Source organism: Gilliamella sp. X-60 (assembly GCF_057063585.1).
Genome location: NZ_JBXSQJ010000006.1, coordinates 1 through 17,648, shown reverse-complemented (window position 1 = coordinate 17,648; position 17,648 = coordinate 1). Strand labels below are relative to the sequence as shown.

General features: G+C 35.8%; 15 protein-coding genes and 2 CRISPR repeat arrays (1 of these 17 running past the window's edge). Of the genes, 9 read left to right on the top strand and 6 right to left on the bottom strand.

Going from position 1 to position 17,648, the window contains the following annotated elements; all coding sequences use genetic code 11:
• Positions 1–90: direct repeats of the CRISPR family, unit length 28 nt; unit sequence GTTCACCGCCGTGTAGGCGGTTTAGAAA; it reaches 417 nt to the left of the window's first position.
• A 422-nt stretch (positions 91–512) separates the two neighbouring features.
• On the top strand, positions 513–2,735 hold the full coding sequence (dnaX, locus tag ACYIAM_RS04640; RefSeq protein WP_483747442.1) for a DNA polymerase III subunit gamma/tau: 2,223 nt from the start codon (positions 513–515) through the stop codon (positions 2,733–2,735).
• Positions 2,736–2,767: 32 nt separating this feature from the next.
• On the top strand, positions 2,768–3,106 hold the full coding sequence (locus ACYIAM_RS04635) for a YbaB/EbfC family nucleoid-associated protein (protein ID WP_160431306.1): 339 nt from the start codon (positions 2,768–2,770) through the stop codon (positions 3,104–3,106).
• A gap of 65 nt (positions 3,107–3,171) precedes the next feature.
• Here the strand turns inward: ACYIAM_RS04635 and ACYIAM_RS04630 are convergent, their stop codons facing one another.
• Positions 3,172–3,978, bottom strand: coding sequence for a cold-shock protein (locus ACYIAM_RS04630; RefSeq protein WP_174796367.1), 807 nt, complete (start codon positions 3,976–3,978; stop codon positions 3,172–3,174).
• A gap of 270 nt (positions 3,979–4,248) precedes the next feature.
• On the opposite strand from ACYIAM_RS04630, the gene ruvA reads away from it, so the two are divergent.
• Together ruvA and ruvB are read left to right on the top strand one after the other, a co-directional pair.
• Complete coding sequence (gene ruvA / locus ACYIAM_RS04625; RefSeq protein WP_174796368.1) at positions 4,249–4,857, top strand: Holliday junction branch migration protein RuvA; 609 nt, start codon at positions 4,249–4,251, stop codon at positions 4,855–4,857.
• Between the two features lie 13 nt (positions 4,858–4,870).
• A complete protein-coding gene (gene ruvB, locus ACYIAM_RS04620) occupies positions 4,871–5,875 on the top strand; it encodes a Holliday junction branch migration DNA helicase RuvB (RefSeq protein WP_174796369.1) in 1,005 nt (334 codons plus the stop codon).
• 93 nt (positions 5,876–5,968) lie between these two features.
• Here the strand turns inward: ruvB and cysK are convergent, their stop codons facing one another.
• A complete protein-coding gene (gene cysK / locus ACYIAM_RS04615) occupies positions 5,969–6,934 on the bottom strand; it encodes a cysteine synthase A (protein WP_174796370.1) in 966 nt (321 codons plus the stop codon).
• A gap of 594 nt (positions 6,935–7,528) precedes the next feature.
• Between cysK and ACYIAM_RS04610 the strand changes: the two genes are divergently transcribed.
• Together ACYIAM_RS04610 and ACYIAM_RS04605 are read left to right on the top strand one after the other, a co-directional pair.
• A complete protein-coding gene (locus ACYIAM_RS04610; protein WP_065637828.1) occupies positions 7,529–7,747 on the top strand; it encodes a DUF7710 domain-containing protein in 219 nt (72 codons plus the stop codon).
• A gap of 107 nt (positions 7,748–7,854) precedes the next feature.
• On the top strand, positions 7,855–8,247 hold the full coding sequence (locus ACYIAM_RS04605) for a hypothetical protein (protein WP_483747441.1): 393 nt from the start codon (positions 7,855–7,857) through the stop codon (positions 8,245–8,247).
• A 309-nt stretch (positions 8,248–8,556) separates the two neighbouring features.
• Here the strand turns inward: ACYIAM_RS04605 and priC are convergent, their stop codons facing one another.
• The gene (gene priC / locus ACYIAM_RS04600) at positions 8,557–9,063 is read right to left on the bottom strand and encodes a primosomal replication protein PriC (RefSeq protein WP_483747440.1); all 507 of its coding nucleotides are present in this window, start codon (positions 9,061–9,063) and stop codon (positions 8,557–8,559) included.
• Positions 9,064–9,068: 5 nt separating this feature from the next.
• Positions 9,069–9,530 (bottom strand): terminus macrodomain insulation protein YfbV, encoded by a 462-nt coding sequence (gene yfbV, locus ACYIAM_RS04595; RefSeq protein ID WP_483747439.1) that lies wholly within the window; start codon positions 9,528–9,530, stop codon positions 9,069–9,071.
• A 194-nt stretch (positions 9,531–9,724) separates the two neighbouring features.
• Between yfbV and ACYIAM_RS04590 the strand changes: the two genes are divergently transcribed.
• Together ACYIAM_RS04590 and pta are read left to right on the top strand one after the other, a co-directional pair.
• Positions 9,725–10,930 (top strand): acetate kinase, encoded by a 1,206-nt coding sequence (locus tag ACYIAM_RS04590; protein ID WP_483747438.1) that lies wholly within the window; start codon positions 9,725–9,727, stop codon positions 10,928–10,930.
• A 66-nt stretch (positions 10,931–10,996) separates the two neighbouring features.
• Positions 10,997–13,147 (top strand): phosphate acetyltransferase, encoded by a 2,151-nt coding sequence (pta, locus tag ACYIAM_RS04585; protein WP_483747437.1) that lies wholly within the window; start codon positions 10,997–10,999, stop codon positions 13,145–13,147.
• A gap of 223 nt (positions 13,148–13,370) precedes the next feature.
• On the opposite strand, the gene ACYIAM_RS04580 is transcribed toward pta, so the two are convergent.
• A complete protein-coding gene (locus ACYIAM_RS04580; protein WP_483747436.1) occupies positions 13,371–13,838 on the bottom strand; it encodes a MarR family winged helix-turn-helix transcriptional regulator in 468 nt (155 codons plus the stop codon).
• A 3-nt stretch (positions 13,839–13,841) separates the two neighbouring features.
• On the bottom strand, positions 13,842–14,273 hold the full coding sequence (locus ACYIAM_RS04575; RefSeq protein ID WP_065567570.1) for an SRPBCC family protein: 432 nt from the start codon (positions 14,271–14,273) through the stop codon (positions 13,842–13,844).
• A gap of 256 nt (positions 14,274–14,529) precedes the next feature.
• Here ACYIAM_RS04575 and guaA point away from each other — a divergent pair, with 256 nt between their 5' ends.
• A complete protein-coding gene (guaA, locus tag ACYIAM_RS04570; protein ID WP_483747435.1) occupies positions 14,530–16,113 on the top strand; it encodes a glutamine-hydrolyzing GMP synthase in 1,584 nt (527 codons plus the stop codon).
• A gap of 393 nt (positions 16,114–16,506) precedes the next feature.
• Positions 16,507–17,084: a CRISPR direct-repeat array (repeat unit 28 nt; unit sequence GGTTTATCCCTATGTGTATAGGGAACAG).
• Positions 17,085–17,648: the final 564 nt, after the last annotated feature.

The window sequence follows — 17,648 nt, the reverse complement described above, 5'->3', positions numbered from 1 at the left end:
GCAGTTCACCGCCGTGTAGGCGGTTTAGAAAGCTCAATAAGTCACTTTTTCTATCTTTATTTGTTCACCGCCGTGTAGGCGGTTTAGAAATAGCGACGAAGGAGCTAGGAATTGGGCAGGCAGTTCACCGCCGTATAGGCGGTAAGTCTCAAAAAAGCAGAAATCATGATATAACTTATTTATATAAAAAATAAAAAACCAACAAAATCAGCACCCTGTCTAAACAATTCTATAGAGGGGAAGATACCGCTTTTATAACAGCTAGAGGTTAATATTGCCATTAATCGGTGTCAGAGTGAGCCGACAATTGAGTAAGGTTAGCACGTCAAATAAGGGGCGCTGGGTTATATTTGTCAGAAATAAAACCTAGTTGTGCTGTATAACCGAACTAAGACTCTTGTAAGTTGATTGGTATTGTTGAATATTGCATCGATTATTGACCGTATAAAGACTATTTTACTTGTTTATGGTATGATTAGTGCCAAATTCAATAGCAATAAGTTATGGTGATAATGAGTTATCAAGTTCTAGCACGCAAATGGCGACCAAAATCATTTTCTGAAGTTGTAGGGCAGCAGCACGTCCTAAAAATTCTGTCTAATGCGCTTTCGCTTGGGCGGGTTCATCATGCTTATCTGTTTTCGGGCACGCGAGGTGTGGGTAAAACCTCGATTGCCCGTTTGTTAGCAAAAGGGTTAAATTGCGAAACGGGCATTACCGCAACGCCGTGTGGAGTTTGTGATAATTGTCGCGATATTGAGCAAGGGCGATTTGTTGATCTGCTCGAAATTGATGCGGCCTCGCGCACCAAGGTTGAAGATACGCGTGAAATCCTTGATAACATTCAATATTTACCAAGCAAGGGGCGCTTTAAGGTTTATTTGATTGACGAAGTACATATGCTATCGCGCAGTAGCTTTAATGCACTTCTTAAAACCCTAGAAGAGCCCCCTGAGCATGTTAAGTTTTTATTGGCGACTACTGATCCGCAAAAATTACCTATAACAATATTGTCACGCTGTTTGCATTTGCATTTAAATGTGCTTGATACCGCATTAATTGGACAGCAACTTGAGCATATTTTGCAATTAGAACAAATCAACAGCGATGCTAAAGCCATTGCGTTATTAGCTAAAGCTGCAAATGGCAGTATGCGTGATGCGCTAAGTTTAACCGATCAAGCCATTGCCCTTGGTAATGGTAAGGTCGATGTCGAATCGGTGGCGGTTATGCTTGGCACGCTTGATAAGTCGATTCCGTTTGCTATTGTTGAAGCATTGCATAATGGTGAGGGTAATGCCCTAATGCAACAAATTGAAGCAGCCGCTGTGCAAGGTGTTGATTGGGATAATTTGTTAGCCGAAACCATTACTTTATTGCATCAAATTGCGTTATTGCAAGTGGTGCCAACCGCGTTGGGAGATTATACCGATAACGAAGAGCGAATTCGTTTTTTGGCGCAATATATGGCACCTAACGATGTGCAGTTGTTTTATCAAATTTTGTTAATGGGGCGTAAAGAACTTGCTTTTTCGCCCGATAAAAAAATTGGCGTCGAAATGAGCTTTTTACGCGCTTTGGCTTTTATGCCAAAGGTAGTTGATGCGGTGCCGGCTGTGGTTAGTTCGGCGTCTGTCCAAGGCAATAGGTCGCAACAGGTGCAACCCCAAACCAAAGCACAGCCCGAACGGCAATCGCAAGTTCAAGCCGTTGAGCATACAAATATTCCAAAGCAAGCAGAAGGTAATCATCAGGTTGAAAATCAACCTCATATTCAACAATCTCAGCCCATTCGCACTACAAGTTCAACTGTGAACCAGCCGGTTAATACCCATAAATCAGCTATATCACAACAAGTTGTGGCTAGTTCATCGTTAACATCCAAGGTGAAAAGCCAGCCCCAAGACACAAATAATTTGGCACCCGTTGCGCCATCAAAAATGGAACAAATAGCTGATGGCAAGACTGCAACGGATGATCTAGCGATTCCCGATGAAGTTTCGTCGATAACTAAAAGTGTTTTAGAAATGCGTATGCAGTTGATGAAAGGGGAACAAAATCCAAAAAAGTTTGAATCGGTTGATAAGATTCAACCAAAAAGTTCAGTCATGCGTGAATCACTCACAAGAATTAAACAGAACGTCGCGATCGTAGGTGATGCCAATGCTGATAGCCACGATAGTGGTGGCGATGTTGACAAAGAAGAAATCACCGCCGAAAACTATCAATGGCAAGCCAGTGGTTTGATTGCCATGAAAGAAGAGCTAGTGGTGAATACCAAAGCTTTTCGTGAATCACTTAACGGTGATAAAACCCCCGAAATGGCAAAAAAATTGATTGACGAAATGGCACAAAAAGATGCGTGGTGTGCCGAAATTGAGCAATTAGATTTGTCACCTTTGATTAAGCAAATTGCGGTCAACTCTGGGTTTGAACAGATCGACAATAACACTATTGTGCTACATCTGCGTTCAGCCGTTAAACATTTGATTAATTCGGCCAATAATGTGGCTAAAGTGCAAAAAGCACTTTGTGAACATCGCAAGCAAGAGCTTAATGTAAAGATTATTGTTGATGATAATCAAGACTATAAAACGCCCATTGAAATGCGTGAAGCGTTATATCAACAAAAACTAGCGCAAGCAAAGATAACTATTGCCGAAGATCCAAAAGTGGCAACAATTTGTCGATATTTTGATGCCAAGATTGATGAATCAAGTGTTCGTCCTGTATAATCATGGCGATATTTTTTTAACGAGGAATTATTATGTTTTCAGGTGGAAAAGGTGGTTTGGGTAATTTAATGAAACAAGCCCAACAAATGCAAGCAAAAATGCAACAAGCCCAAGAAGAGATCGCTAAATTAGAAGTGACAGGCGAATCGGGTGCAGGTTTAGTTAAGGTAACGGTTAATGGTACACATAATTGCAAACGTGTTGAAATCGATCCGTCACTTATGACTGAAGATGATAAAGAGATGTTAGAAGATCTTATTGCTGCGGCTTATAACGATGCGGCTCGTCGTTTAGATGATGCACAAAAAGAAAGAATGGCACAAGTTACTGGTGGAATGCAATTACCGCCAGGTTTTAAAATGCCGTTTTAAGCGTAGATTATTTTGACAGTAGGCGGAAAGGCAATCATTTTTCCTTTCCGCTTTTTTCGCTAAAATTATTTTCCAATAAAAATAAAATCGTTTACTAATTTTTCATTATCATAAGTAATATCGCTTAACCGCTTTTTGTAAATTTCACACAAATCATATATCGAAATTTCTTTGACTTTTACATTATCAAAATCGCTTATCTCCTTGCTTTCTCCTTTGGTAATGATCCAAACTTGTTTATTTTTGCCCGTTAATGGAATCGTTTTAGGGGTGATTCCGCCGTCATTTTTTTTAATGTTGAAGGTTAATTGTGCTTTTTGGTTCAGTTTATTGATGTAGTTTTCTATTTGTTCTTCTTTAAACGATTCAAAGTTTTTTTGTAGCGTACAGTCATACATTACAGCTAAATTTTCGATAATAAAAAAACCATCGGCCTTACCCGCTTGATTATCACGATCAAATTGAAATATTTTGTTTAAACCAATCACTTTTAATAAATTGAAGACTGAGTCTTCAAACGCTAGTGGATCATCAATGTATTTGATCTGTTGGACTGAATTTATTAAAAGTGTTTGATAGCCTTTGGCATCAATTTTATTTGCCAAAGATTTATTATCAGACAAACTCTGTTCATTGTTTTCTGTTGCTTGATCTTTGATAATTTTGATATTTGTTGCAAATCGTTGACCTGAATCTTTTTCATTTGCAGTAAATGCCACTCGTAGGCCTATTTCTATTTCTTCTATAGGTAAATTATCAAAATCCTTTTTAGCAAAATAATAATCCTTTCCTTCATCCAAAGCTCTTATAAATCCATAATAGGCATCTTCATTATTTTTATCTTTACAAAGTTTTTTTATCTGACTAATCATATATCTAACGCTCCTTAATGGAATAAATTATGACTTTAAAACATCATTTTTGATTATTGAATAATTACAACGCTATAAACAAATCGGCCATTTTTACCAGTATTATATATAAATTTGCTCCATATATCATTTAGTTAAATGATATTTGCTGTAATTAATATTTGATTTAACTGTCTATTTATACAGTTTTTCTTTATTATTTTTTTGCTATCAGGTAAACTACACCTTATTATTTGCTTATTTGTTACGCTTTATTATTAAGGATATATTGTGATTGGTCGTTTACGTGGCACCATTATTGAAAAGCAACCCCCTAAAGTGCTGATTGAAGTCGCTGGCGTTGGTTATGACGTGTTTATGCCGATGACCTGTTTTTATGAATTGCCCGAAAACGGGCAAGAAGTCATTGTGTTAACCCATTTTGCCGTGCGTGAAGATGCGCAAGTATTGTATGGTTTTAATCAAGAACAAGAGCGTGAATTGTTTCGTGAACTCATTAAAGTTAATGGCGTGGGGCCTAAATTGGCATTAGCCATTTTATCAGGCATGTCAGCGTCGCAATTTATTAGTGCTGTTGAACAAGGTGAAATTAAAACCTTAGTTAAACTGCCGGGCGTGGGCAATAAAACTGCACAGCGGTTAATTGTTGAAATGAAAGATCGCATTAAACATTTTGGTGAACAATCGTCAAGTCCTAGCTCGACTGTTGAAATAGGTAGCATTCAAAAAACGGCTAATCAAATTGAAAGTGAGGCGGTTTCGGCTTTAATTGCATTAGGTTACAAACCACAAGAAGCTAGCCGTATTATTAATAAAGTGATTATTCCTGACATGGATTGCGAAACGCTGATTCGTGAAGCCTTAAAATCAGCATTATAAATAGGGATTGATTATGATTGAAGCGGATCGTTTAATTGCCCCACAAGTGCAAAAAGAAGAAGAATCATTAGATCGTGCAATTCGTCCTAAATATTTGGACGAATACATAGGTCAACCGCAAGTTCGCGAGCAGATGAAAATCTTTATTCAAGCCGCTAAACAGCGTCATGATGCGCTCGACCATGTGCTTATATTTGGCCCTCCAGGACTTGGTAAAACAACGTTAGCCAATATTGTGGCCAACGAAATGAATGTTAATTTACGCACTACATCAGGCCCTGTATTAGAAAAGGCCGGCGATTTAGCTGCCATGCTGACCAATTTAGAGCCTAACGATGTGCTGTTTATTGACGAAATCCACCGACTTTCCCCTGTAGTTGAAGAAATTTTATACCCCGCAATGGAAGACTACCAATTAGATATTATGATTGGCGAAGGGCCAGCAGCGCGTTCAATCAAAATCGATCTTCCTCCTTTTACATTAATTGGTGCAACAACTCGAGCAGGTTCGTTAACTTCGCCACTGCGAGATCGCTTTGGTATTGTGCAGCGCCTTGAGTTTTATCGAGTTGAGGATTTAGAATATATTGTTAGCCGTAGCGCTAAATTTTTAGGTATGGATTTGTCAGATGAAGGTGCACATTTAATTGCTAAACGTTCTCGTGGTACACCGCGAATTGCCAATCGTCTTTTGCGACGTGTACGCGATTATGCTGATGTAAAATCAAAAGGGATTATCGACAAAAAAATCGCAACTCAAGCGCTAGATATGCTTGATGTTGATAATGAGGGTTTTGATTATATGGATCGCAAATTGTTGCTAGCTATTATCGAAAAATTCATGGGCGGTCCTGTCGGATTAGATAATATTGCCGCTGCAATTGGTGAAGAGCGCGAAACGATAGAAGATGTGCTCGAACCGTTTTTAATTCAACAAGGTTATATTCAACGAACACCGCGTGGCAGAATCGCAACACCACATGCGTATCGCCATTTTGGCATTATTCAGGATAATTAGGTTAAGGTTGAGAGCGATTTAATGTTAATAAAAAACGTGATTATTGGATAAATCACGTTTTTTTATTACTGATTTTATATTACTAATTTTGATTTAACCGAGTTCTTTTTCAGTAAAAATACCACTAAATAAATCGGTACTTAAATAACGCTCCCCAGAAGATGGCAAAATCACCACAATGGTTTTGTTGGCATATTCAGGTAATTTTGCTAAGCGATCCGCAGCAAAAACGGCAGCACCCGATGATATCCCAGCTAATATACCTTCTTTTTCCATCAATTCGCGAGCTGTTTCGATCGCGTCTTCGTTTGATACTTTTTCAACTATATCAATTAAACTTAAATCAAGATTTGTAGGAATAAAACCAGCTCCAATGCCCTGAATTTTATGCGGTCCAGGCTTAATAGTTTCGCCTGCTAGTGCTTGGCTAATGACGGGTGAATTGGTGGGTTCAACGGCAACCGCAGTAATATTTTTGCCTTGTGTTTTTTTGATGTAACGCGTTACGCCAGTGAATGTACCGCCCGTTCCGACACCAGCAATAAAAATATCGATTTGACCATTGGTATCTTGCCATATTTCCGGTCCTGTTGTTTTTTCGTGGATTTCTGGGTTAGCAGGATTACTAAATTGTTGTAGCATGAGGTTCTTTTTAGGATCACTTGCCACGATTTCTTCGGCTTTTTCGATTGCGCCTTTCATCCCTTTAGCTGCTTCAGTTAAAATTAAATTCGCACCTAAGGCTTTTAGCAGTTTTCGACGTTCAATGCTCATGCTTTCAGGCATGGTTAAAGTTAATTTATAGCCACGAGCAGCAGCAACTGCCGCTAGTGCAATACCTGTATTACCGCTTGTTGGTTCGATTAATTCAACATCAGAGGTTAATAAACCACGTTTTTCGGCATCCCAAATCATGTTAGATGCAATGCGACATTTAACACTAAAGCTGGGGTTGCGCGATTCAACTTTAGCTAATATATTGCCATGACCAAAGTGTTTTAAACGAACCAGCGGAGTATGACCAATGGTTTGTGAATTATCATCAAATATTTTACTCATATTAGAATCCTTGTTAATTGCTATAAAGGAAATAGCATGGCGTTGTTTTGCTAATAACACTTATTATAAATAGAACGAAAAAAGATGGTACTAATTAATCATTATAACAATATTCATTTTGGGTATAAGAATAATGTCTATTTTTGAATATCAATAGTTAAGTAAAGTTGCTATTGGTTATAATATAAGTAGAAGTGATGAGTGAGAATGATCGTTTTTAGCTTAAACAATTAACTTGCTTTTAAATAAAATCAAGTGTTGCTTTGAATATAAAAAACATACCGTTTACATGTTGTAGAATAAAGCAATGCAATCTATTTATACGAGATTGCATTAGGAATAAGACGGTATTTAGTTCGAATATTTACAGTGAATGAAAACTAGCAGCGATTTTATTAAAAATTTTCTTTATGGGGAGCATCAATCAAGATGCTTTTAAATAAAAGAGTATATAAGTAGATTATTGAAAAAGATTCAACCCAAGACGGTTTATTAGCATAAAGACAAATTTGTATATAAAATTATGTGTGACTATTTGGAAGGTTATTTTTACTAAGTTGGAAAATGAATAGATGAGTTATTAGGTGAAATAGTATGAAAGAATATCGTTGGGTGTGGGTTTTTAAGCGAGATGACGTTTCAATGGTGTCTGCGGTATTTTCGTCTCTTGAAAATGCAGATAACTGGGTAAAGCTTAATAAGTTAACTGGCGTTTTAACTAAAATGCCAATAGATATTGGTGGTTATGATTGGTGTATACAAAATAATGAGCAAATGCTTGAACACTATCATTACCAAAAAGGTATTAGATAAAATTATAGTAAATAACTAGGCTAAGGTTGTTTAAATTATTCTATTTTGGATAATGTTAAGAGCATATAATTACAAGCACTGATGTAAATGTTATCAAGAAACACGATATGAAAGAAAATATAACGAATAGTGAAATAAAATTTTTAGCAAATACCACCAACTGTTATACCGAAAATGGAGTGTTTATTATTGGCATCAGTGACGATCCAATATCCTCCAACCATTACTTAATCTTATCTCGATATGATGAGGATGATGTAGATGTAGATGAATCAATTGGTATTCAAACGCATCTAACTGGGATAGAAGTGGCTAAAGCAATTAAACGAATTGTTTTGAAAGCAAACATACTTACCATAGAGATAAATAAGCATAACACCGAACAAGTACGGGCTAAAAAAATGATTATTGAATTTAGTGAAATTGATAAAACGTTGTTAATAACATATATTAACAACATTTTTTTAAACAGTTCGGTAAAGGTAATCATTAGTGGATAAAAACCTGAATGATAACATACTCTATCAACAAATATTAATGGATTGTATCGCACAACAAATATCTGAAAATCACAACCTATTAGACATTAGAAAAACACTGGTCTATTTCAAAAATAAAGGTATATCAAAAGATTGCATGTATGCATGTTTGCAAAAATTAAGATATACGAATAATGAAGATGTGATTTTAGAGTTAATGGATTTTGTAACAGGTTTTTGTCGATCTGATTTAGCTATATACTAATATACGCTTATAGGTGGTGCTTAGCTGTATTTTATCATCGAGTTTAATATAAACTTATCTTAAATTTATCCATCAATATCATTTTCAATTTCTAATTCAATCTTCTTAATCGCCTGTTCACAACGGTAAATTCGGTTATCAAGTGCGGCTATTTTGCTTTGGTTGATGACGTCTTGTGATAGTTCTAGCTCGTATTTCATTTCTTGTAATCGGCGCAAATAATCTAAATGGCGCACGTGTTTTTGGGCTAGGGTTTCTTCAATAATGGCTTTGGGTTCTTTTTGGCGCAAGTTATGGGTGGCAAGTTCGCGCGTTAGGGCAGCCATTTGGTTGACTAATGTTTCTGATAAAAAAGTAATTTGCTCAATTTTTTCTGATTCGATATTTGCGACTAATGCTTGATACGTTTGTTTGATTTTTTCAAAGTAAAACGTTTTATCTGTGACAATTTTATTGGTATGAAAAAGTTGTTCGTCAAAATAAGGCTCTTTAAATTTCTGTTCGTTAGCCAAATGAACTTGTTGTTCTAATTGGTCAATTTGTTTTTGTAGTGTAGTGAGTAAATTTGCCATTGCAGTTAGTCTTCGTTATAAGGTGGAGTATCATCATCTAGGCCAAAATAATCGCCTAAGTGCAATTTGGCTAGATTGATAAGTTTCATAAATGCTTCAAATGTCAATTTGTTATTTTGTATACTATTTTCAGTGATGATTTTTTTAGCTATTAATTTTGTTTTTAACTGGTTATAACAGTCAATTAAGTTAAGGGGTAGGGGCGATAACGCACGTTTTCCTAACCAAAAAATCCCCTGTAGTGGCAGGCTTAAGGTAAATAGTATTGTTATTGCCGTGACCGCAATTTGTGCTGGCATGTAATATTGCCAAACCAGCAAACCAATAACGATAGGGGGTACGTATTGAGTTGCGGTTTTTATGAGGTTAATGATTTTTAATTCAGGAAATGAATGCGCTAGTTGTTTGTCAGTTGGGCAAAGCTTCATATACCTTTGCCCAGCTTTAAATGTGTTTATTAGATTCATATTTTTGTGACTCCTCGACATTCACTTCTTATTATCTTAAAATAGTACCATTCAAATTGGGGACTCTCTCTATTCTATCTCAAAAAGTAAGATATCAGAAGTCACCTTAGCGTAGTCACATTGATTTTAAATCATGTGCTTAGTTACCAATTTTGATTGGTATATATCTTTTTATTCAATCTATAGGAATTACTATGTCATCAAGTAATAACGCTCTTGTTCTTAATTGCGGAAGTTCATCATTAAAATTTGCTATTATAAACCCTGAAAACGGTGATGAATTTCTTTCTGGATTAGCCGAATGTTTTAACCTGCCTGATGCACGTATTAAGTGGAAACTTGATGGCGTTAAAGGTGAAGCATCTTTAGGTGCAGGCGCTGCACATAGTGAAGCCATTAAATTTATTGTTAATAGTATTTTCCCTCAAAAACCAGAATTATTAGACAGCATTAAGTCTATTGGTCATCGAATTGTTCATGGTGGTGAAAAATATACAAAGTCAGTTGTGATTGATGATTCAGTCTTAAAAGGTATTGAAGATGCGGCGGCGTTTGCTCCATTACATAACCCTGCGCATTTAATTGGTATTCGTGAAGCATTTGCTGCTTTTCCACATTTAAAAAATAAAAATGTGGCTGTTTTTGATACAGCTTTCCATACTACAATGCCAAAAGAAGCTTATTTATACGCGATTCCGAACGAATTATACACAGAACATGGTATCCGTCGTTATGGCGCACATGGTACAAGTCACTATTATGTAAGCCAACAAGCAGCCAAATTATTAAATAAACCAGTTGAAGAAACAAATGTGATCACTTGTCACTTAGGCAATGGTGCATCAATCACTGCTGTTAAAAACGGTAAATGTGTCGAAACTTCAATGGGCTTAACGCCACTTGAAGGTTTAGTCATGGGGACACGAAGTGGTGACATCGATCCAGCTATTATGTTCTTCTTACACGACAATTTAAAAATGTCGGTTGCTGATATTAATAATCTTTTAAACAAAAAATCAGGTTTATTAGGTTTGACTGGTGTAAGTAGCGACTGTCGTTATGTTACCGATAATTACGAAACAGATGAAAACGCTAAAAACGCTTTAGATGTGTTTGTTCACCGTTTAGTTAAATATATTGGTGGTTATGCAATGCTTTTAGATGGTCGTTTAGATGCTATCATCTTTACTGGTGGTATCGGTGAAAATGCTGAAGAAGTGCGTCGTATGGCATTACAAAAATTAACTATTCTTGGTTTTGAACTTGATCAAGAGCGTAACTTAGCTGCACGTTTTGGTAAAGGTGGCACAATCACCAAAGATGGTTCAGCTATTGCGATGGTAATCCCAACTAATGAAGAGCTTGTTATTGCTCAAGATGCTGCGCGCCTAACTGCGTAATAAATATTTAAAACCGCCTAAATGGCGGTTTGTTTTTTATATAAAAAGAATTAAGAGGTAACAATTATGTCTCGTACTATTATGCTCATTCCTACTGGTACCAATGTTGGATTAACGGGTGTGAGTCTTGGTGTTATTCGATCTATGGAGCGTCAAGGTATTAACTTAAACGTGTTCAAACCAGTAGCACAACCTAGAGCGGGTGGTGATGCGCCAGACAATACCACAACGTTAGTTAGTCATAACACTTCAATCCCAACACTAAAACCGCTTAAAATGAGCCATGTTGAAAACCTATTAGGTTTAAATCAACAAGATGTGTTAATGGAAGAAATCGTAGCCCTTTATGCTGAAAACACGAAAGGTGCTGATGTTGTTTTGGTTGAAGGTATTGTACCCACGTCTGATTATCCTTTTGCTAATGAACTCAATAATAATATCGCTAAAACGCTTGGTGCCGAAATTATTTTTGTGGTCAATATGGGCAAAGATACGCCAGAGCAACTTAGAGATCGCATTGAAATTGCTCGATCTAACTTTGGTGGCATTAAAAACGAAAAAATCGTTGGTGTGATTGTTAATAAAGTTAATGCGCCAGTTGAAGAACAAAGCCTTGCTCGTCCTGATGTTGCTGAAATTTATCACACTCCTAAATTTGATGATAAAAAAATCACTATCGATGATTTAAATGCACATAGCCCATTGCCAGTACTTGGATGTATTCCTTGGAATATGGATTTAAGTGCTTGTCGTTCTATTGATATCGCTAAACATTTTGACGCAAAAATTATTAATGAAGGTGATATCAAAAACCGCCGTATTAAACATATATCTTTCTGCTCACGTAGTGTGCCTAACATTATCAGTCATCTACAACCAAATGCACTGTTAGTGACTTCTGCCGATCGTGCTGATGTATTAGTGACGATTAGTCTAGCTGCTATGAATGGTGTGGCTATTGGTGGTGTGCTTTTAACTGGTGGTTACGAAATCGACGAAAAAATCGCAAAATTATGCCAACCTGCTTTTGATACGGGGTTACCTGTATTTACAGTTAAAACTAACACTTTCCAAACGTCGATTAATTTACAACAATTCAATTTAGAAATCCCTGTTGATGATAAAGATCGTATGGAAAACACCCAAAATTATGTGGCTGACCATATCGATGCTAAATGGGTTAAATCATTAAATGAGGTGGTAAATTCTGCACGTCGTCTGTCTCCTCCTGCATTCCGTTACCAATTAACTGAACTTGCGCGTAATGCGAAAAAAGTAGTGGTATTACCAGAAGGTGATGAACCAAGAACAGTTAAAGCAGCCGCAATTTGTGCTGAGCGAAATATCGCTAAATGCGTATTAATTGGTAATCCGGACGAAGTGCGTAAAGTTGCCGCTTCTCAAGGTGTGAGCTTAGGTCAAGGTGTTGAAATTGTTGATCCTGAATTAATTCGTGAAAAATATGTACCTCGTTTAGTTGAATTACGTAAAAATAAAGGTATGACAGAAGTAATTGCTCGTGAGCAATTAGCTGATAATGTAGTACTTGGTACAATGATGCTTGAAGCAAATGAAGTTGATGGTTTAGTGTCAGGTGCTGTGCATACAACTGCTAATACTATCCGTCCACCATTACAATTAATTAAAACTGCCCCGGGTAGTTCACTTGTTTCATCAGTATTCTTTATGCTAATGCCTGATCAAGTGTATATTTATGGTGACTGCGCAATTAATCCAGATCCAAATGCACAAGAGTTAGCCGAAATTGCGATTCAATCAGCTGATACAGCAATTGCCTTTGGTATTGAACCACGCGTTGCGATGATCTCTTACTCAACAGGTAGCTCGGGTCAAGGTGCTGATGTTGAAAAAGTGAAAGAAGCAACTCGCATTGCTCAAGAAAAACGTCCAGATCTTATGATCGATGGTCCATTGCAATATGATGCCGCGGTAATGCCAGATGTAGCAAAATCGAAAGCGCCAAATTCACAAGTAGCAGGTAAAGCAACAGTATTTATCTTCCCTGATCTTAATACAGGTAATACTACATATAAAGCTGTACAACGTTCTGCGGATCTTGTTTCGATTGGTCCTATGCTACAAGGTATGCGTAAACCTGTTAATGATTTGTCTCGTGGTGCATTAGTTGACGATATTGTCTACACCATTGCATTAACCGCAATTCAATCAGCACAAGAACAAAACGCTGCAAAATAAGTTTAGCAAAACGTTCTAACTATAGATAAAAGGTGATGTAATATCACCTTTTTTAATTAAATTTAGTCAAGTAATGAGCTTTAAAAGGTTGAGTTATAACGATTCAGTTTTAAAGTATTTTGTTCTAGAAATTTGAGACAAAGTCTTCAAAAACTTATTTTAAGTCAAGTCCAAGCATTCAAAGTTGATAAAAACAATAAATAATAAAAATTTATAAATGATTTTATCCCTTCATGTTGGTTTTTAATAGTGTTAATAACATTTCCATAAATTGTTCTTTATCACCTTGTAATGTTGAAAAAAAATCTTTATCTATTTGTTCAACCAAAGGTACAGTTTCATTTGCTTTATTCAATCCTTTTTGTGTTAATTGAATGGATTTTGCTCGATTATCTTTAATTGAGCAAGAGCGTTTTATATAATCTTTTTTTTCTAAATTCTCTAATATTTGGGAAATTGTCATCACATCGATATTTGTTTTATTTGATAAAATAACTTGTGTTATTTCGTCTGGTTGCTGTGATAGATAAGCAAGCGTTGCAAGCACTATAAATTGAGGATGAGTGATAGACTGTTTTTTCAAGCAATTTTTGATATTCGTATGCCAGGACGAATAAGTTTTCATAAAAATAAAACCAATAGATTCAGAATCAGTTTGGAATTGAGTCAAAAACTTATTGTCCTTTGTCATAATTTACCCTTCAACTAAGCCATTTAATTTGTAAGTTTTATCTATAATATCATCTGAAATCTGTTTTATAAAATCATAGGATGCTTTAGTATCCATTTTTGGATCCGGTTTTAGAGAAATTTCTGATTTTAATGCATATTGATTATGCGATATTTCAATAATCTGATGTGAGAAAAACAGTAAACCTATTTCAGGCATATCAAATTGTTCTGTAAATTCTTGCTCATCAATAATTTTTGATAAAGTCACCTCCATTTCCGGTATATTTTGTAATTTGAAAATACCTTTAGACCCTGTTTTTAAGTCACCAAATATACGAAAGTCTTCAAGATCAGTTTCCCATAATTTTCTTAAATTAAGATCAGTATAGTATTGCCAAATTTGAGTTGGTTTAGCTTTGGTTGGTAATATGAAAGAAATTGAAATGGTATTCATAGTGTCTCCTTTTAATAAGTTAGCTTGTTATAAGTTTACTTATTAATTAAGTAAAGAAAATTCAAGTTTTTGATTTGTTGACTTATTACAAGGTTAATTTGATGACTAGATATTGAACTTTGTAATAAGATGATTTCAAAATTATTAATAATATAAAATATTTATAATTGTTTTTAATTAATGCTCTCAATTTAATTGGTAAATGGTACAATATCAGCCTAATTTTGTATTAGTTCATAGTTTAGGAATAAAATTGATGAAAAAAGACATCCACCAGCAGCGTATTTTAATTCTTGATTTTGGTTCGCAAGTTACCCAATTAATTGCTCGCAGAATTCGTGAAATTGGTGTGTATTGTGAACTTTGGCCGTGGGATGTATCAGAAGAAAAAATTAAACAATTTAATCCTAAAGGTATTATTCTATCAGGAAGTCCAGAAAGTACCACAGAAGCTAATAGCCCACGAGCTCCAGAATATGTCTTTAATGCAGGTGTACCCGTGCTTGGGATCTGTTATGGCATGCAAACTATGGCGATTCAAGTTGGTAAGGGTGGTCAAGTGACTGGCTCTAACCAACGTGAATTTGGTTATGCTAAAGTGGATCTTGTGGGATCGTCAAAATTAACTGATGGCATATTGGATAGCACAAGCCAACAAGGTATTCATCAACTTGATGTTTGGATGAGTCACGGTGACAAAGTAACAGCCTTGCCTGACTGTTTTACTCTGATTGGTCGTACTGAAACTTGCCCATTTGCTATTATGGCTAATGACGAAAAACAATTTTATGGTGTTCAATTCCATCCAGAAGTGACTCATACAGTTAAAGGTTTCGAGTTATTGCAACGTTTTGTGATTGATATCTGTCACTGCGAAAAACTTTGGACGCCATCTTCAATTATTACCGATGCTATTGCTCGAATTAAAGAACAGGTTGGCAATGACAAAGTCTTACTCGGTTTATCGGGTGGAGTGGATTCTTCTGTTACAGCATTGTTATTGCACCAAGCGATTGGCGATCAATTAACTTGTGTATTTGTTGATCATGGCTTATTACGCTTGAACGAAGCGCAACAGGTTATGGACATGTTTGGTAATAAATTTGGCTTAAACATTATTGCCGTAAATGCCGAAGATCGCTTTTTAGCTGCACTAAAAGGTGAGGCTGATCCTGAAGCTAAACGCAAAATTATTGGACGTGAATTTGTTGCTGTATTTGATGAAGAAGCAGCAAAATTAAAAGATGTAAAATGGCTGGCTCAAGGCACAATCTATCCTGATGTTATTGAATCGGCCGCTGCTGATACTGGTAAAGCCCATGTAATCAAATCACATCATAATGTTGGTGGCTTACCCGAAGATATGAAAATGGGCTTGGTCGAACCTTTGCGAGAACTATTTAAAGATGAAGTCCGCAAAGTTGGTTTAGAACTTGGGCTACCTTATGATATGCTTTATCGTCACCCATTTCCAGGACCAGGCTTAGGCGTGCGAGTACTTGGTGAAGTAAAAAAAGAGTATTGCGACTTGTTACGTCAAGCTGATGCTATTTTTATTGAAGAACTTTATAAAGCTGATCTATACCACAAAGTCAGCCAAGCCTTTACCGTATTTTTACCAGTACGTTCGGTTGGCGTAATGGGTGACGGTCGCAAATACGACTGGGTCGTTTCACTGCGTGCTGTTGAAACCATCGATTTTATGACCGCACACTGGGCTCATTTACCTTATGACTTTTTAGGGAGAGTATCCAATCGAATCATCAACGAAGTTAATGGTATTTCTCGTGTCGTATATGATATAAGCGGAAAACCGCCAGCCACTATAGAGTGGGAATAGCTAACCGTTCCTAAAACTGGTTTGAAAATTTAAAAAAACAGTCTAAAAACAGGCTGTTTTTTTATTTTATAAATACCAAAAATGAGAAGCTAGTTGGCTGGAGCAACTTCTATAAAATAAAACCACTAAAAATAGAGTATTTGCCACGATCAAAAGTATTTAAATATAAATAAATCAGAAAGTATGCAAATTGTATCAATAAAAGTGACTGATTTTTGTCAAAAGTTTCAAGAAATACCCATGTTATAGTAAAGACTGCATACTTAACCTAATGAAAAAACATGCAACCTTTATATTCTCTTGAGCATATTCAAGCATATTCAGTAATGACAAGCAAAAAACTATTTTTATAGGGGACAGTGGGGTGTTTTTTAAAAAAGCTCAAAATCGGGCAGTTTATCCCTATGTGCATAGGGAACAGATATCTAAATTTAATTCTACAACCAGACACGGCGGTTTATCCCTATGTGTATAGGGAACAGACTTACGTTTAAAGCAATTGTTTCGGCAAGAGCGGTTTATCCCTATGTGTATAGGGAACAGTAAGCCAAGAGCCTCAGCGATAATGCGCTCAGCTGGTTTATCCCTATGTGTATAGGGAACAGTGAAAAACATTTAGCTTCATGATTATCAATGCCGGTTTATCCCTATGTGTATAGGGAACAGGAAACATATTAATAAAATATTGCACTATTTATCGGTTTATCCCTATGTGTATAGGGAACAGACCGGTCATTATCAATAGCGCTTATCGCTGTTCGGTTTATCCCTATGTGTATAGGGAACAGAGGCGCAGGAATACTCATCCATCCAATACTTGGGGTTTATCCCTATGTGTATAGGGAACAGATTTAGATGATGTGACTGAAATTATAACATTGCGGTTTATCCCTATGTGTATAGGGAACAGCGTGCGGGGATTGATCCACACTATGATTTTGCCGGTTTATCCCTATGTGTATAGGGAACAGACCAATTATAACATTTTGTTTTATAATTAAAATATTTTAGTTTAAATTTCTACCAACTTTTTTGATTATTCTTAAAACAACAATTATTTTATAACACATTGTTTTTATTAAATTAATATTAAAAATAAAATAGGAGATATTGCACTTTTTTTATTCTACCAATTAATCTTTAAATTTCTTATAGTTATAACATAGTTAGCAATAAAACAGGGTGTTTCTTTATTAAAAAGGCGTAATTCTTGTAAAAAATATTCAGGATTCTATACCGTTTCAGCGTGCAACTATTTTAAATGCAATCATTTAATAAATTATTTTTGATAAAGAATAAGATTGCTTAAATCCCTTATTTAACAAAGGGGTTAAGCCGCTATCAGTTACTGGTTTAACTAACTGAAATTATTCATATTAAACAAAGATATTGATTAAAAAGGTTAAATTTTGCGTTAAAATCGTTTATACTCTGTTTGCATTATCGCTTATATTGAAAATAGTCAGCATAAAAACAATGATATCGCGATAAACCAATAGCATAATAAAAATAAACGGTATGAATTTTAGGAATAA

Coding starts and splice junctions, on each gene's coding strand:
- dnaX (WP_483747442.1), top strand. CDS start 513: ATGAGTTATCAAGTTCTAGCACGCAAATGGCGACCAAAATCATTTTCT.
- ACYIAM_RS04635 (WP_160431306.1), top strand. CDS start 2,768: ATGTTTTCAGGTGGAAAAGGTGGTTTGGGTAATTTAATGAAACAAGCC.
- ACYIAM_RS04630 (WP_174796367.1), bottom strand. CDS start 3,978: ATGATTAGTCAGATAAAAAAACTTTGTAAAGATAAAAATAATGAAGAT.
- ruvB (WP_174796369.1), top strand. CDS start 4,871: ATGATTGAAGCGGATCGTTTAATTGCCCCACAAGTGCAAAAAGAAGAA.
- cysK (WP_174796370.1), bottom strand. CDS start 6,934: ATGAGTAAAATATTTGATGATAATTCACAAACCATTGGTCATACTCCG.
- ACYIAM_RS04610 (WP_065637828.1), top strand. CDS start 7,529: ATGAAAGAATATCGTTGGGTGTGGGTTTTTAAGCGAGATGACGTTTCA.
- ACYIAM_RS04605 (WP_483747441.1), top strand. CDS start 7,855: ATGAAAGAAAATATAACGAATAGTGAAATAAAATTTTTAGCAAATACC.
- priC (WP_483747440.1), bottom strand. CDS start 9,063: ATGGCAAATTTACTCACTACACTACAAAAACAAATTGACCAATTAGAA.
- yfbV (WP_483747439.1), bottom strand. CDS start 9,530: ATGAATCTAATAAACACATTTAAAGCTGGGCAAAGGTATATGAAGCTT.
- ACYIAM_RS04590 (WP_483747438.1), top strand. CDS start 9,725: ATGTCATCAAGTAATAACGCTCTTGTTCTTAATTGCGGAAGTTCATCA.
- pta (WP_483747437.1), top strand. CDS start 10,997: ATGTCTCGTACTATTATGCTCATTCCTACTGGTACCAATGTTGGATTA.
- ACYIAM_RS04580 (WP_483747436.1), bottom strand. CDS start 13,838: ATGACAAAGGACAATAAGTTTTTGACTCAATTCCAAACTGATTCTGAA.
- ACYIAM_RS04575 (WP_065567570.1), bottom strand. CDS start 14,273: ATGAATACCATTTCAATTTCTTTCATATTACCAACCAAAGCTAAACCA.
- guaA (WP_483747435.1), top strand. CDS start 14,530: ATGAAAAAAGACATCCACCAGCAGCGTATTTTAATTCTTGATTTTGGT.